This window comes from Treponema sp. SP13, assembly GCF_050938355.1.
Taxonomy (GTDB): Bacteria; Spirochaetota; Spirochaetia; order Treponematales; family Treponemataceae; genus Treponema_D; species Treponema_D socranskii.
In genome coordinates, this window is record NZ_JADOVM010000001.1 from 315,456 (window position 1) to 331,592 (window position 16,137).

A 16,137-nucleotide genomic window follows, 5' to 3' on the forward strand; every position below is an offset into this window, starting at 1 on the left:
AATTTTTCTATTCCTCGTCCTCTTTAAATTCGAACTCGACACCGCACTTTGGACAATGTGTCATATCGAGTGTAATCACCGCGCCGCATTCCGGACAGTGGTATACTTCTTCATCGTCGGCATTTTTTTCCGCGTCGCTGTGCGCCGTATTTTCCGCTTCTACAAATTCGACGGTATTTTTAATAATCGCATCGACGCCGTCGATATCGCTTTCGGTCAGCCCTTCGATGTGTTTTAAGCCGTCGTTGTCATAGGCTTCGACGAACTGTTCGATATCCTCTATGCCGGCCGTTTTAAGGATTTCCGCAACACGCATATCGATACCGGGCAGTTCGGCAACGGTTTTGATTTCGTCGTAAGCCTCGTTGCCCGTATCGTCGCTGAAAAGATTTTGCGCCGTCTGCATCGTAACCGATTCGGACAAATCCATTTCGGCCGCCTGCTCTTGAGTTTTAACGTCGATGCTCCAGTCGCACAGTTTGTTTGCGAGGCGCACGTTTTGTCCCTGCTTTCCGATCGCAAGCGAAAACTGGCTTTCTTCGACGATCGCAAGCGCTTGACGTTTTTCCTGATCGAGGATAAACACGCGCTCGACTTGAGCGGGAGAAAGCGCGTTTTTAATAAACACTGCAGGATCGGGATCGAATTTCAAAACATCGATTTTTTCGCCGAGCAGCTCCCGTATGACGTTTTGGATACGCACACCTTTTAAGCCGACGCAGGCGCCCACGGGATCGACGTCTTCGCGGTTTGACGAAACCGCGATCTTTGTGCGGTGCCCCGCATCGCGTACGATTTTGACGATTTCGATCGTACCGTCGGCGATTTCGGGCACTTCCATTTCGATGATCGAACGCACGAGTTCGGGATCACTCCTCGAAAGGATAACCTGCAGCCCCGTCGATATGCGCCTGAGGTTGACGATGAGCGCTTTGATGCGGTCGTCTTTTTCGTAGTGTTCCCTCGGCGATTGGAATTTAAGCGGGAGCACGCCTTCGAGCTTTCCCGCATTTCCGAGATCGACGTAGATGTCGCCGTTTCGTTGGTATTGATAATAGCACACGACGATTTCGCCGATTTTATTTTTATATTCGTTATACAATGTGTCGCGGTAGCTTTCGTTCAGCTCCTGATGAGCGGTTTGTTTTCCCGTCGTAACGGCGGAACGGTCGAAGGTTTTCGGATCTTCGAGAATATCGATTTCGTCGCCGAGTTCCACTTCGTCGCTGAGTTTTTTTGCATCTTCGAGTTCGATTTCCGTCACCGGATCGTATACGCCGTCGACGACCGTTTTTCGAGAATAGATGGCCACATCCGACATATCGTCGTTGAATTTGACGATCGCGTTGTCGGCTGTTCCGTAAGTACGTTTATATGCGGCTTTGAGCGCGTTTTCGATGATCGTTTTTACCGAATCTTCGGAATATCCTTTTTCCTGTATCAACTGACGGATCGCCTCTGCCATTTCCGACATGGAAAACCTCCTAATGCTGTCCCCACAAAATTAATAATTAATAAAAATTTAATGTAAACCGACTACTGCACAAATTTCGCTTTCGCTATCTCTCCGTAAGGCACCGTAATCGTTTCTCCTTTTTCCATTTCCATTGCAAGAGCCTTTTCGTCGGCACTTACGATTTTTCCGCTGATCCAATCGTTCTCTTTTTTGCTCCACACGCGCACGAGTCTCCCCGCAAACAGAGAAAATTCCGCAGCATTTTTTATATTGCGGTCGATGCCGGGCGAAGTCAGTTCCATCGATGTATTGTCGGTGCCGAGCAGGGCTTCAAGTCGGGGAAGCAGCGCATGGTGAACGCGCGAACAATCGTTTACGCTTATGTTTATATCCGGCTCTTTCGGTGCGATGACCGCAAGGATTTTCGTAATCGTTTTTGCCGGAACGATTTTCAATTCGATAAGATGATAGCCCAGCCCTTCCACGAGCGGGGCGCATTCCGAATAATGCGAAATGTCGTCAAATGCAATATACTCCATCGTCACCTTGCATCAAAAAAAAAGACCCGTGTGTCACGAGTCCATCTTAAAGGATAATTAAAATGTACGGGAATATAGTATGATTTTTTTTACGTTATGTCAAGCGATTCATCGCGCGGCAAGTGTTTTAAAAATCGAACGACCACCGGCATCGATAAAAAACAGGCAAACACGTTCGCCGCACTCTGAGACACTTCGATGCCCGACAATTCCATCGTCACGGAACACAGGATGACTATCGGAACGAAAAGGATACCGCTTCGAAGCGAAGAGATAAGGAGCGCTTTTCCCGCCCCCCCCGTGTCCGAGAACGGCAACATTTCTGATTTTATCGGTTGTGTAAACCTTCATGATGCACCTGCCTCCAATTTTTATAAACATATACGAATATTGTACTACGGTATTTATGAAAACGCAAATAATTTTTTACGGCATTTACGGCAGCGGCCACAGCACACTTTGCAACTTGTTTTCGAACGGTATCCTCAAAGCAAATACAATTCTGCATATTTCGATGAGAATTGACGACAGGAGCTAAAAAAATCCGCTGCAAACATATAAGGGAATCTTTTATGTTCTTTAAAATTTATAATACCGCTGCCCCGTATTATTTTCTTTCATAACCGATACACAGTTCTTTAAAGGCTTTATCCAGCTCAGAGATACTCATAAGAGTATTTGATAAACCCATATAATCGTCTTTTAAACTATCCAAATGCGCTCTTCCGAATAATACGGCAATCCGCCCTTTCAATTCTGCTCGTTTACGGTCGTGTTCTTGAAGAAACCTGCTCATATAAATATTTCTTGCAGCGGCTAGTCGAAAAGAAAAATATTGATGTATTTGTTTTTGCTGTCGATTTAAACCGTTATCTCTAATTGATATGGCATAGCTTTCAATAACACTCGCATCGCCATTCTCATAACGTTTCTTCATAACGACGGATACATCATGATAAATTTGCGTTGACACCGGTACTTTCGTTCGCTCCAAATTTCCCCACATTGAAAATGAGCCTCTTTTATAGTAAATATTTTCAGCTTTCCACGCTTGCAAAAATTCATTTAAATCCATCCTCATACAAGGATATCCGGCCGGATCATGTAAATAGATATCGTTTTCAACTAAATCATATATTGCAACAAAATGATCAATTCCTTTCAAATTCACATGATTAGGGTTGTATGTTAAATACCCCATATCTAACGGACCTGCAATGATAGAACCGTTTTTTAAATAAAATTTCAACTTTTCTTTAATCATATTTACATTGACTTCATCCGGAGCAGTCAAGAAAAACTCTTCATACTCAAAACCGAGAATTCGTAAACAATTACTAATAGAAATATCAGGTTCGCCATTATCAAAGAAAACTATCGGATGCGCTCGGTCATTATTAACAAAATTCGCCCCATTCCCCATAGCCATTATCGCTTCCAAATATTCCGGATGAAAATCATATCCGTATGAACTTAATGTCATAGCAACCGAATTTGTGTAACACAAGGGAACTTCACCAAAAAATACATTCATACTTATACCTCCGTGTTACAAAGGTACTGTACAAATTTCAAAAAAATCAAGACTCTCTTGTAAGGATATTACAGGGTAAACAGAACGGTTCTTTTTTGACCTTTTCGGATCGTAATTTCGGTTTAAAGAATCGCTAAAGGCGAGTTTTTCGAAATGCCACAATATAATCCTCATCCTGTGTGGAAAACTTCGTACAAGGTACGATATGGATATTGTGTAACTGCATTGCAGAGCGGCAGCGCGTATTTACAAAGCATTTCATTTTGAAACGCTTTGTGATAGAATGATATTTATGGAACACAACATGATTCTTTCCGCGTCGGGCTGGCGCAAAGTTTTTGCAAAATCGGGCGACGAACAGGACACGACGAACGAAATCGGCTCTGAAAATACCGCGCTCGCCGTTATCGCCGCCGACGTTTTTTTCGATTATATCAGCGCCGCGACGGGACAAAAAAATCCCGTCATCGTATGCGGTACGGATACCCGTCCGACGGGAGGAGCCGTCGCATCGGCGATCGTGCGAACGCTTCTCGCACGAAAAGCCATCGTGCGCTATCCCGGCGTCGTCGCCGCACCGGAAATCATGGCGTACGCTCGAAAATTCGACGGCTTTATCTATATCTCCGCGAGCCACAATCCGATCGGTCACAACGGACTCAAAGTCGGCTTGAGCGACGGAGGTGTCGTAAACGCCGAAGAAAATGCGAAAATGGTCAAAGCTTTCGTCGAAAAATGCGCCGATCCCGAAGCGATGCAAAAAGCGGCGGCTCTCCTCAATTCGTGCAGTATGCGCGATGCGGAATGGGTATACGCGGAATCGCCGGGCTGTAAAAAAGATTCGCTTGCCGCATATAAAGCGTTTATCAAAGAAGTCGTCAGCGCTCTTCCCCAAAGTGCCGAACAGGACGCTCTTTTTTCAAACATCAAAAGCGCTGCCGAAAAAGCGCATATCGGTATCGTGTGCGATATGAACGGTTCGGCGCGTACGCTTTCGATCGACAAAGATTTTTTCGCCGAAAACGGTATCGGCTTTTATGCGATAAACGACAAAGCAGGCGCCATCGCGCACGAAATCATCCCCGAACCGGAAAACCTCGTGTGGTGCGCACAAGAGATGGAAAGGCTGCAAGCCGAAGGCAAAAGAGATGCCGTCTTGGGCTATATGCCCGACTGCGACGGAGATCGGGGCAATATCGTCTATTGGAATGAAAAACAAAAAAAAGCGCTGGCTCTGAAAGCACAGGAAGTGTTTGCGCTTTCAGTCCTTGCCGAACTCGCATACGCCGACAAGCTCTACGCTGCAAAGGACGGCTATAAGCCCGCCGTTGCGGTCAACTGCTGTACGTCCATGCGCGTCGACGACATCGCAAAAGCATTCGGGGCAAAAGTTTTTCACGGAGAAGTCGGAGAAGCGAACGTCGTCAATACCGCACGAAGCGCGCGTGAAAAGGGCTTTACGGTGCGCATTTGCGGTGAAGGCGGAAACGGTGGGAACATCACGTACCCGTCCGCCGTCCGCGATCCGCTTTCTACGCTGTTCGCAATTATTAAATTATTGACTGCGGACGGTTTGTATAAAGCGTGGTGCGAAAAATCGCATCACACATACAAAGAACGCTTTACGCTCACCGACGTTCTCGAAACGCTTCCCGTCTACACGACAACCGGCGTTTCCGAACCCGGCGCCGTACTCCGCCTCAAAACCTCAGACAACGCGGCGCTCAAAGGAAGATTTCAGCGTATTTTCGAGCGCGAATGGAAGTCGAAAAAAGCGGAACTCGAAAAAAAATACGGCATCGTCTCATACGAAGCGGTTTTGACGAACGGAACGAAAGAAACTCGGAACGCTTCCGATTTTTCAAAGAGCGGTAAAGGCGGGCTCCGCATCATCTTTTTCGATAAAGATAAAAATCCGAAATCGTTTATGTGGATGCGAGGTTCGGGTACGGAACCGGTTTTCCGCATACTCTGCGACGTAAAAGGAGATGCACACGACGAAGAACGGATGCTCATCGAATGGGAAACGAAAATGCTTAAAGAGGCCGACAAGGCGTAAATGCGGGGAAAACACGGTATCGGTATTTTAAATCGGCGGGCGTATGGTGATTTTGCTCCGCGCGAAAAACTTACGCGAAATTGAAGCGCTGCGTAAAACCTGCTATACTTGAACGCGCCGCACAATAATAAAATGAAAAGGGGTGTGATATGGAAAAATCGGAAATCTTAAAACGCGCGAATGCGTACATCGCCGAAGAAAAAGACGAAAACTTTCGGAGCGAAGTCGAGTCGCTCATCGCAAAAGACGATATCAAAGAGCTCGAAGACAGATTTTATCAATCGCTCGAATTCGGCACGGGCGGACTTCGAGGCGTTATGGGAGGCGGAACGAACCGCATGAACCCGCTCGTCATAAACCGCGCAACACAGGGGCTCGCTTCTTACGTGATCAAAGCTTTTCCCGAAAAGGCAAAGGCGGGCACGCTTTCTGCCGTACTCGCCTACGACAGCCGCAAAAACTCCGACGTATTCGCGGAAGCAGCGGCGTGCATTTTTGCGGCGAACGGCATCAAAGCCTATCTCTTTTCGTCGCTGAGGCCCACGCCCGAACTTTCGTTTGCCGTCCGCACGCTCGGTGCCGATACCGGCGTTATCGTAACGGCTTCCCACAACCCGCGCATCTATAACGGCTACAAAGTGTATTGGAACGACGGCGCGCAAGTGATTCCGCCGCACGACAAGGGTATCATCGGCGAAGTCAACGCCGTCAAAGAAGTCAAAACGATGTCGAAAGACGAAGCGATAAAAGCCGGCAAAATCGTCCTCATCGACAAAGACATCGACGAAAAATTCTGGGACATGTGCAAAGCACAGCTTTTCCGGCCGGATCTCATCAAAGCGCACGCGAAAGACGTCAAAATCGTCTACACTCCGCTTCACGGCACGGGCGGCATGCACGTCGAAAAAGTGCTCGGCGATTTGGGGCTCAAAGTGATCACCGTTCCCGAACAGCGCGACCCCGACGGAAACTTTCCGACGGTCGAAAAACCGAATCCCGAAGAAGCGCCTGCGATGAAACTCGCTATAGCGCTCGGCGAAAAGGAAAAAGCCGACTGCATTATGGCGACGGATCCCGATGCCGATCGCTTCGGCTCGGCTTTCCCCGACAAAGACGGAAAATTCGTTTTGATAACGGGCAATCAAATGGGCGCGCTTTTTCTCGAATATATTTTGCTTTCACGAAAAGAGCTCGGCAAAATGCCTGAAAAACCCGCTGCCGTCAGAACGATCGTCACCTCTCCGTTTATCGACTACATCTGCAAAAAATACGGCGTCAAAGTTTTCGAATGTTTAACCGGTTTCAAATGGATTGCAGCGATCGAAGCTGAGATGGAAAAAGACAAGTCCGCGAGCTACGTGTTCGGCTTCGAAGAGAGCTACGGCTATAAAATCGAAAAAGAAGTGTTCGACAAAGACGGCATTTCCGCTTCGGCGATGTGCGCGGAGATGACGCTCTATTGGAGGAGCAAGGGTAAAAGCCTTCTCGAACACCTCGACGACATGTATAAAGAATACGGCTACTTCGAAGACAAAACGATCGAACAGTATTTCCCGGGTCCTACGGGCGGAGATGCGATGCGCGGTATCATGACGAAGCTCAGAAACGAAGGATTGAAGACGCTCGGCGGAAAACGCGTTAAAGAAATTCGCGACATCGAACGGAGCGTTTCGTTCGATCCGGCAAATCCGGCGACGACAAAACCGCTCGATCTTCCGAAAAGCAATGTGCTGCAGTTTTTCCTCGACGACGGAACGATCGTAAGCGCGCGGCCGTCGGGTACGGAGCCGAAAATCAAATTCTACATAAACTGCACGGTTCCCGTCGCCGGCAACAACGATGCGGGTCTTGCACAAGCAAAAAAAGAAGCCGCTCTCCTCCGCGATGCGATCGCTTCGGAAATAAAATCCACGCTCGATGCGGCTGCCCAATAAACTTTTCCGCGATTACAAAAAACTGCTCCGCCTCGTAAACGGCGGGGCGGTTTTTGCGGCGATCGATACCGAAACGACGGGTCTTACTCCCGACACTTGCCGCATCATCGAAATCGGCGCCGTGCTCTTCGATAAAACGGGCGTACTCGACACTTTCGCCTCTCTCGTAAATCCGGGAATCGCTCTGCCCTCTTTTACGAAAGAGCTTACACACATCACCGACGATATGCTTTCCTTCTCTCCGCCTGCATCTTCGGTGCTTCCGGCTTTTATCGAATTTATCGGAAGCGCTATCCTCGTCGCGCACAACGCGCCTTTCGATTTGCTTTTTATCAATAAAGAATTGGAGCGGAGCGGTATGCCTTCCATGTCGAACAAAGCGATCGATACGCTGAATTTGAGCCGATGGGCGTACCCTTCGGCAAAACATCATTCGCTGCAATACCTCGCAGCCGCTATGGGAATCGATGCGGAAAACGCACACCGCGCATCGGACGACGCGAAAACCTGCCGCAAAATATTTTTACGCTGCTTAAAAGACACCGAATCGGTGCAAAAAAAATAAATCGGATTTAAAAATTGTATACAACGATCATTCACCGCGATTTTCGATGCGCATCGGCAAAGCCCGCAGCAATCGATACAGTCGGCGGAAACTTTCAACCGCGCGGCGCTTTTGCGGGATCGATCGGCATACCGTTTTGGAAAACCATAAAGGTCAAACTCGGGCTTCCCGCCGCATTTTTTCCGGCAGTACCGACCGTATCTCCGCACACGACGTAATCGCCTTTTTTTACGTGTACCGAACCGAGCCACGAATACGCGTAGATCAATCCCGTTTTCGATTCGACGAACACGATATTTCCGTAGCCGCGGTACATTCCGGTGTACATGACGGTTCCCGCGCGGATCGATTTTACCGGTTCGTCTTTTTCAGCCGAAAGTTCGACGCCCGATACTTTACCCTTCGTGTAGATGACGGACGGATGCTTTACCGGCCATAAAAGCGAAGAGTCTCCCGTTCTGGCACTGCTATGAGATGAAGATGTACCCTTACCCGATGAAGGATTGTTCGGAATATTTTTTGTGACAGCTGCGGATTTTGCGGGCACTTTTATGTGCTGCCCTACTTTGATCACGGCATCGTTTGCCATATTGTTTATCGAAAGCAGATCGTATAATTTTATATCGTATCTCCGCGCGATCGAATAAAGCGTATCGCCTTTTTGAACGGTATAGGTTTCCGCATTTTTTGCAATTTCGGAAACGGGGACGCCCGGTTTCGTTTCCGGTACGGCACTCAATGCCGCCGCATTCGTTATATCGGCCGACGGAATCGTCAATTTTTGCCCCTCTTGAAGCACATCGCTTTCCGAAAGATTGTTCGCAGTTCGAAGTTCTGCAACCGTAAGCTCGTAGCGGCGGCTTATCGAATAGAGCGTGTCGCCTTTTTTGACGATATACGTGCTGTCCGCAAAAACGGACGCGGAAACTGCGATGATGAGGGCGATACAGACTGCAAATGAGGACGATTTTTTTCCGTTGACTTTCATACCGTTATAGTATCGGCAAAAAAAGCGAATTTAATGAGAAAGAAGGATGTTTGACAAAGAGCATTCGGGAAGCGAGAGGCGCTTACATTACGGCTGCCGCATTTCGTCGAACCGTATTGAAAACATCAGATACGTATCGATCACAGCGGATAAAATTCAAATCCCGCAGTTCTCAGCTTATCGCCGATACTGCCGTCCGTTTCGTCGACCGCTACGATATAATACGTCGTTCCGCTCGCTCGCGTTTCCGTCGTCACGGCGGCGGTAAAGCCTTTATCTTTCAGAGCGGCGACGAGCCTGTCGGCGTTGGCTTTTTCGCGGAACAAGCCGAGCTGCAATCTGCGAAGCGAACTGCCGCCACCCTGTGCGGCTGCCGCGCTTTGCCCTTGTTCGTCGCCCGTTCCCGTTTTCGGCGCTCCGGATGATTCGGATCCGGCGGCAACGTTTTGTACGGACTGCGATTGACCGCTATTTTCTTTTGATTCCGTTTTTTGTACCGCAGCCGCTCCCGCGTCTTTTTCGGTACTTGCAATTTTTTCCGCCCCGCCGGAATCGATTTCGGGGAGCGCCGCTTCTTTCCGCGGCAAAAAATACCAAAACGGCGCCGGAAGGAGCTGTACGCCGCCTTTTACGATTCCCGTTTCAAGCGATGCGGGGAATTCTTTTTTCAACGCCGCAGCATAGGATGCGTCCCCCGTAAGGTACCACAGCGTCAAAAGGACTGCGGGTTTTACACTTGCCATCGATTTGAGCGATATATATGCTTTCAGCATGACGACACTTTCAGCCAAATCGGCGCTCACGTTTGCGCGGCAAAGGTCTGCCCAAAGCGCATAGAGTTTTATCCGCGCCTGAATCGCTTCGTCGGCCGAATTGCGCACCGCCGAATTGAGATAGCGCTCCGCCGTCGTATAATCGCCTGAACTGAGCGCACAGCGTACCGCATCGAGGACGAGCTGCTCCGACGATTTTTTCGGCATGCGGTCGGCATCGCCTGCACGTATAGCGGCGGCGGCGGCATAAGAAGCGCGCGCATCGTCGAAACGCGCAAGCTGTTCCTGAAGAGAACCGAAAAACGCATAGAGCGCGCGCTTTTCTTTCGGGTCGGAAACTTTCGGTAAGTTTTCCGCGATATACGCAATCGACGCGTCGACGTTCGGCTTTGCCGCCGCGGCATCGGCAACGGCGCGGGCCGTAAGCGATTGCGCTTCATCCGCCGCAAGCGGTGTAAAAAAAATTAATAATAAAACGGCAAACGAACGGCGGACACGCTTCATTTTTTTTCCATAATCCGATTTTCGGCAGTATCTTTTTTGTCAACGCTTTCCGCGTTTTTCAGCGCGTCCTTTGCCGCTTTCGCTTTTATCTTATCGATTTTTTTTGCCGCGATGCTTTTGCCCTTGCCGAAGGAAAACGGCAGCGCGACAACGATACCCGCAACAAAGGATACGATGATCGTGATAAACACGGGTACGTTGTGAAACGTGTGAAAGATCACGTTGACGTCACAGACATTTCGGATATTAAATCCCGTAAACACCGCGATCAATACCGCAATCACTATAAAAATTATAAGACCGATCATAATCACCTCGCAATCGAGTTTAAAAACCTTAGTAGAGATTGTACTTAAAAAAAGCCGCTTGTGCAATTCGCCGCATTGCCGCGTACGAATCGCTTCTCTACAACCGGAGTCCTGGATCTCTAAAAATCCGACCGAGTTTTCAGAGGTGCCCTTTAAACGTCTGACCCGAAAGCTCGGTCAAACGGAGCTCGACGAATTTTCCGATAAGCGATTTTTCCGCTTTAAATGCGACCCTCTCGTCCTTCTCCGTCTTTGCAAGGAGTTCCGCTTCGTCGTCGCGGCTCACCGATTCGACGAGCGCTTTTACCGTCGAACCGACTCGCTTTTGCATCTCTTCCGCCGTAATTTTAAGCTGCATATCGATGATCTTTTGCAGCCGCGCTTTTTTTACTTCGAGCGGGATCTGATTTTGCATCTTAGCCGCAGGCGTTCCTTCTCTCGGATTATAATAGTACATAAACGCATTTTCGTAGCGCACCGTCTTCATAAGATCGAGCGTTTCTTCGAAATCTTCGTCCGTCTCTCCCGGAAAGCCGAGCATAACGTCCGTCGTAAGCGATACGTCGGGAAGCGCGGCTCTTATGCGGTCGACGAGCGAAAGATAATGCTCGCGCGTATAGCGCCTGTTCATCGCCTGCAATATCTTCGTCGAACCGTGCTGCACCGGCAGATGGATGTGGCGGCACAGCACATCATTGTGCTTGATCGCATCGATAAGGGCATCGCTCAAATCTTTCGGGTGACTCGAAACGAAGCGCACCCATTCTATCGGCGAATTGTTTTTTTTAAGATGATCGGAAATAATAATTAACAATTTTGCAAAGTCGGCATCCCCGTCGCAATACGAATTGACGTTTTGCCCGAGCAGCGTCACTTCTTTTACGCCGTACGATGAAAGCGCGTCGAGTTCCGAAAGCACTTCTTCGACGGGACGCGACACTTCCCTCCCCCGCACATAGGGCACGATACAATACGTACAAAAATTATTGCAGCCGTGCATGATGGGCACAAAGGTCGAAAAAGCACCCGGCTCGGCGGAAATCGGCGCGAAGGTATACGACGGCGAATCGTCGAGAGGGGCCGCCCTCACCCCCTTTTCCGCAGCTTCGATGATATCGCCGAAATATTTTTTTGCAAAAGTTCCGACAACGTAATCGATACACGGATACTCTTCTTTGAGCGATGTAAGAAGGCGTTCGGCCATACAGCCGGTAACCACAAGCGTAAGCGGCTTTGCACCGTCGCGGACAAAAACCTCAGCCTTTTCGAGCGTCTTCGATTTTGCGCCGGGCGTCTTTTGGCGCAGGGCTTTCAATCCCGCGTACCAGCCGAGTCTGCCGAATATGCGGTTTTCGGCCGTCGCGCGCACCGAACAGGTATTGATAACCGCGACATCGGCGACTTGCGCGTCTTCGGCTTTTTGCCATCCGCGCGCGATAAACAGCCGTTCGATCGACGCGGACTCGGCGAGGTTCATTTGGCAACCGTATGTTTCAAAAAAGTACGTCATATTTCATTCCACTTTAATCTTTTTGCCCTGCCTGCGGCCGCTGACGCGGGAATCGGCGTACGCACCTGCTTCGCCTCATCATTTGACATCCATAAGTTTCAAAAAAATATGTCATTTGCATTCCACTTGCATTTTTCAAAAATAGTACCGCGCACGGATGCGCGGATTTTGCCGAGCGAGAATTCGCACCCTCTCTTTCGCTTCGAAGAGAATTCTCGTGTTGTGAAAAAACACGACGTTTTTTTCACAACGATCTTGCCTTCGGCCGCTGACGCGGGAATCGGCGTACGCACTTGCTTCGCCTCATCATTTGGCATCCATAAGTTTCAAAATAATACGTCATATTTCATTCCGTTTGCGATCCGTATTCGGCGCAGGCATAGGCATTGTGATTGTGGATGCTTTCGTAATTTTCCACCTCGACGGAAAACCATGCAAAGGGTTTTGAGATCGGAAACGAACGCAGTGCAAGATACGTTTCGCGCACGATGTCTTCGGCAAAGCGCGGGTTTTCATACGCGTGTTCGGTCACCCATTTTTCGTCCCGCCGTTTAAGCGCCGCATAGAGACCGCCCGATGAAGCGTTTTCGATGACGGCGATGACGTCTTCGATCCAAAAAAAATCCGAATACAGCAATTTTACGCGCACCGTACCGCGCTGATTGTGCGCGCCGTAATCGCTGATCACTTTCGAACACGGACACAGCGTTGCAACCGGCACCGAAATCGAAACGAAAAAATCGCGCTCGGTTTTTCCGACGCTTCCTTCGTACGCGCACATATAACTCATCATGCTTTTCGTACCGGTGACCGGTGCGCTTTTTTCGATAAAAAACGGAAACGAAACGGTTCCGTACGCGCGGGCGGCACAAAGCGTTGAGCGGATCTCGTCGAGCATGTCGAAAAAGCGATGCATCGAAATATCGAAGCGATATTTGTGAAAAACTTCGATAAAACGGCTCATGTGCGTACCTTTGCAGTCGGCCGGCAAATCGACAAAGAGATCTACCGTCGCCGTCGTGTTTTGCGTTTTATTGATTTTATCGAGCACCGTCACGGGATAGTGTAACCCCTTTACGCCGACTTTTTGCAGCGGCACACCCCGCGTATCCTTTTCGCTTTGTATATCGCGCAGCGCAGCGCGGGATGTTTTTTCGTCAGCGTTCACGGCCTCTCTCCGCAGCTTCAAGCGTATTTTGCATGAGCATCGCAATCGTCATGGGACCGACCCCTCCGGGCACGGGGGTGATATACGATGCGACTTCTTTTACCGCATCGAAATCGACGTCGCCTGTCAAACGGAAGCCGCTCTTTTTCGCCGCATCGGGAATGCGGTTCACGCCGACATCGATGACGGCAGCTCCTTCTTTTACCATATCCGCGCGAATCGTATTCGGCATACCCGCCGCCGAAACGACGATATCGGCAACCTTTGTGATCGTTTTCAAATCTTTCGTTCCCGTATGGCAGAGCGTCACGGTGGCATTGCAGTCTTTGCGCGACAAAAGGAGGGCGAGCGGTTTTCCGACGATATTCGATCGACCGACGACGACCGCGCGCGCACCCGAGGTTTCGATGTGCATCGACTTGAGGAGTACGATGATGCCGTGCGGCGTACACGGAAGCGGCGCATCACAGCCTATGACGAGCTTTCCGATATTGACAGGATGAAAACCGTCGACGTCTTTTTCGGGCGAAATCGCAAAGAGTATTTTACGTTCGTCGATGTGTTTGGGAAGCGGCAGCTGCACGAGAATACCGTGGACGCTCTCGTCGCGGTTGAGTTCTCCGATAAGCGAAAGGAGTTCCGCTTCGCTTGTGTTTTCGGGCAGCTGCACGGAACGGTCGCTCATGCCCGCTTCCGAAAGCGCGTTCCGCTTGGCGCGTACGTATGAAAGGCTTGCGGGGTCGTTTCCGACAAGGATGACGGCGAGACAAGGGACGACACCTTTCGATTTCAGTTCCGCCGTCCGAGAGGCAATCCGTCCTCTGATATCCGCCGCCGTTTTTTTTCCGTCGATAATCACTGCGCTCATCGTGTAACCTGCCCCGCTTTCACATCGTTTTATCATTGATAAAAGTGCTTAAAAAAGATATACTGAACAATATATCTTTTTTTCTTTAATTAGGGAACTGTCAAAACGCTGAAATTTTTGGACAGCCCCGTTTTCATTAGATGTATTTGTGAGGAAAGATGAAACGCATTGTACCGCTTTGCTGTATACTGTTTTTTTGCACCGCCGCTTTTTTTGCATCAGGCAAATCTCAAGGCGACGAATACGATGACGGTACGGAATTCCGATATAAGATGAACGGCTCCGGCGATCAATATATTCAGATTTCCGTTATGCCGAGTTTTCCGCTCAATTTCAAAGGTAAAATGTATGTCGGCGGCGCTGCGGATCTCGGTTACCGGCGCTTTCTCACCGGATTGTTTGCCGTCGGCGGTAATATCATGGTCGGCTATCATCCGACGCTCGGCAGCAATATCTTCAACTTTTGGCCGGTAACGGCGAGCGTTATGTTTCAACCGACCGTCTGGCATTTCGAATTTCCGCTTTCGATCGGAGCCGGCATCGCGTTTGAAACCTATCAGAGCAGGAGATATTTTCCGGGCTTTGTGCTGCGGCCCGAAGTCGGCATGTTTTACCGCATGTCGGAAAGCTGGTCGTTCGGAATCGGAAGCGTCTTTTTGTGGATGCCGCAGTGGTACAGCGATTCGAGCTATAATTTCGACGGTCTTTTTTTGACGGCGTCTCTTTCGGCACGGTACCATTTTTAAGGATTTTATATGAAGCGCATATTCCCTATTTTAATAATTTTTTCCGCACTCGCATGCGCCGTTTTTTTTACCGGCTGTCAGGATGTCATCTTTGCCAAAATCATGGGGGAGGTCGAACTCGAAGACGCAACGATAACCGGCCGCGTCAATGCGATCGTTCGCTGCAAGCTCGGCTCCGACGAGTACCTTTTTATCCAAAACGGCAGAGTATACGGGAAACCTGCGAGTTCCGTATCGCACGGAGATTGGAACACTATGTCGGACGGACTGCCGAAACTTTCCTACGACTATTATAATAAAAAATTCAACGGTATCTACATCTACCAGCTTGCGTCTACTCCGACGACGCTCTATGCGATCGGCGCTTCGATTTATGAAAATACGGAAGACGGTGAAAATACCGCCGGGAGCCGTTACCTCTATTATTTTGACACAGGTTCAAAGACGTGGCGTAAAACGCACGATAACGACGTTACCGGCACATCGGGAAACACGACGATATTCTGCACAAATACGCGTGATGCAACAAAGCGAAAAGCGTATATCCGTATGAACAAAAACGTATACGCGCTGAACGATTCTCCCGTAAGCGATGCGACGTGTATCGCTACGACGGCAGAAACATCCGCGTTGGGAGACGCGCCCGGCGAATCCACCGTCTCTGCAGCCTACACTGCAAGCGGCATCTATTTTTTTAATTCATGCGCCGCAACAAATGAAACGTCGATACCCGCAACGTACGTCTATTGGGCGAGCGGTTCCACGCTGAAATACGTGGCGTCAGGTACAAATGCTTCATCGGGAACGAGCACGGTAAACTGTTCTGTAAACATCACGTCGATAGCCGTCACGAGCGACGCGATCCTTTTGGGAACGAACGGACGCGGCCTTAAAAAGACAACGAATGCAAGCGGCATACCCGGAACATCGCTTCCGAACTTTTCGACAAACGCGGATTCCGCCCTCGGCTCCCCGTATATCATCCCCGCACTGCTGTGCATCGACTCCTCCTCATCGGAGACAGGCGCAACGCTTTACGCGTCCGCAGACTTTAAACGGAAATCGAGTTCGAGCGGCGGCACTTACAAAGACGTCGGCCTTTGGTCGTACTATCCGTCACGCGGCAACTGGAACAGGGAATAATCCTTAAAAAAAACGGTCGATTTTCAAAGATGGCCGCCGAAG

Annotated in this window: 15 protein-coding genes; 5 read left to right on the forward strand and 10 right to left on the reverse strand. The window is 49.5% G+C overall.

Annotated elements, in window-relative coordinates; genetic code table 11:
• Positions 1-7: 7 nt before the first annotated feature.
• The 4 genes from nusA to IZU26_RS01455 form a co-directional block, all read right to left on the reverse strand.
• Positions 8-1,474: a transcription termination factor NusA gene (gene nusA, locus IZU26_RS01440; RefSeq protein WP_433276196.1), complete on the reverse strand. Its 1,467-nt coding sequence runs from the start codon at positions 1,472-1,474 to the stop codon at positions 8-10.
• A 62-nt stretch (positions 1,475-1,536) separates the two neighbouring features.
• The gene (locus tag IZU26_RS01445) at positions 1,537-1,995 is read right to left on the reverse strand and encodes a ribosome maturation factor (RefSeq protein ID WP_433276198.1); all 459 of its coding nucleotides are present in this window, start codon (positions 1,993-1,995) and stop codon (positions 1,537-1,539) included.
• Positions 1,996-2,084: 89 nt separating this feature from the next.
• Entirely contained in the window at positions 2,085-2,315 is a 231-nt protein-coding gene (locus IZU26_RS01450) for a hypothetical protein (protein WP_433276200.1), read from the reverse strand.
• Between the two features lie 287 nt (positions 2,316-2,602).
• Positions 2,603-3,529, reverse strand: a complete 927-nt coding sequence (locus tag IZU26_RS01455) for a hypothetical protein (protein WP_310822717.1) — start codon at positions 3,527-3,529, stop codon at positions 2,603-2,605.
• Positions 3,530-3,821: 292 nt separating this feature from the next.
• Here IZU26_RS01455 and IZU26_RS01460 point away from each other — a divergent pair, with 292 nt between their 5' ends.
• The 3 genes from IZU26_RS01460 (at position 3,822) to IZU26_RS01470 (ending at position 8,087) form a co-directional block, all read left to right on the forward strand.
• Positions 3,822-5,588, forward strand: coding sequence for a phosphoglucomutase (locus IZU26_RS01460; protein ID WP_433276202.1), 1,767 nt, complete (start codon positions 3,822-3,824; stop codon positions 5,586-5,588).
• Between the two features lie 149 nt (positions 5,589-5,737).
• Complete coding sequence (locus IZU26_RS01465; protein ID WP_433276204.1) at positions 5,738-7,522, forward strand: phospho-sugar mutase; 1,785 nt, start codon at positions 5,738-5,740, stop codon at positions 7,520-7,522.
• Entirely contained in the window at positions 7,506-8,087 is a 582-nt protein-coding gene (locus IZU26_RS01470) for a 3'-5' exonuclease (RefSeq protein WP_433276206.1), read from the forward strand. Before IZU26_RS01465 ends, IZU26_RS01470 begins: the two co-directional genes overlap by 17 nt.
• Before the next feature lie 94 nt (positions 8,088-8,181).
• Here IZU26_RS01470 and IZU26_RS01475 read toward each other — a convergent pair whose 3' ends face one another.
• The 6 genes from IZU26_RS01475 to folD form a co-directional block, all read right to left on the reverse strand.
• Entirely contained in the window at positions 8,182-9,075 is an 894-nt protein-coding gene (locus IZU26_RS01475) for a LysM peptidoglycan-binding domain-containing protein (protein WP_433276207.1), read from the reverse strand.
• A gap of 140 nt (positions 9,076-9,215) precedes the next feature.
• Positions 9,216-10,352 carry an SPOR domain-containing protein gene (locus tag IZU26_RS01480; protein ID WP_433276209.1) on the reverse strand — a complete coding sequence of 379 codons (1,137 nt, stop codon included), beginning with the start codon at positions 10,350-10,352 and terminating at the stop codon, positions 9,216-9,218.
• Positions 10,349-10,636 (reverse strand): hypothetical protein, encoded by a 288-nt coding sequence (locus tag IZU26_RS01485; protein ID WP_433276211.1) that lies wholly within the window; start codon positions 10,634-10,636, stop codon positions 10,349-10,351. The genes IZU26_RS01480 and IZU26_RS01485 overlap by 4 nt, the downstream gene beginning before the upstream one ends.
• A 163-nt stretch (positions 10,637-10,799) precedes the next feature.
• Positions 10,800-12,170: a tRNA (N6-isopentenyl adenosine(37)-C2)-methylthiotransferase MiaB gene (gene miaB / locus IZU26_RS01490; protein ID WP_433276213.1), complete on the reverse strand. Its 1,371-nt coding sequence runs from the start codon at positions 12,168-12,170 to the stop codon at positions 10,800-10,802.
• 346 nt (positions 12,171-12,516) lie between these two features.
• The gene (folE2, locus tag IZU26_RS01495) at positions 12,517-13,338 is read right to left on the reverse strand and encodes a GTP cyclohydrolase FolE2 (protein WP_433276215.1); all 822 of its coding nucleotides are present in this window, start codon (positions 13,336-13,338) and stop codon (positions 12,517-12,519) included.
• Positions 13,328-14,206, reverse strand: a complete 879-nt coding sequence (gene folD, locus IZU26_RS01500; protein ID WP_433276985.1) for a bifunctional methylenetetrahydrofolate dehydrogenase/methenyltetrahydrofolate cyclohydrolase FolD — start codon at positions 14,204-14,206, stop codon at positions 13,328-13,330. The genes folE2 and folD overlap by 11 nt, the downstream gene beginning before the upstream one ends.
• Positions 14,207-14,364: 158 nt before the next feature.
• Here folD and IZU26_RS01505 point away from each other — a divergent pair, with 158 nt between their 5' ends.
• Both IZU26_RS01505 and IZU26_RS01510 read left to right on the forward strand, forming a co-directional pair.
• The gene (locus tag IZU26_RS01505) at positions 14,365-14,952 is read left to right on the forward strand and encodes a TP0733 family outer membrane beta-barrel protein (RefSeq protein WP_021495717.1); all 588 of its coding nucleotides are present in this window, start codon (positions 14,365-14,367) and stop codon (positions 14,950-14,952) included.
• Between the two features lie 9 nt (positions 14,953-14,961).
• Complete coding sequence (locus IZU26_RS01510; RefSeq protein ID WP_433276217.1) at positions 14,962-16,095, forward strand: hypothetical protein; 1,134 nt, start codon at positions 14,962-14,964, stop codon at positions 16,093-16,095.
• Positions 16,096-16,137: the final 42 nt, after the last annotated feature.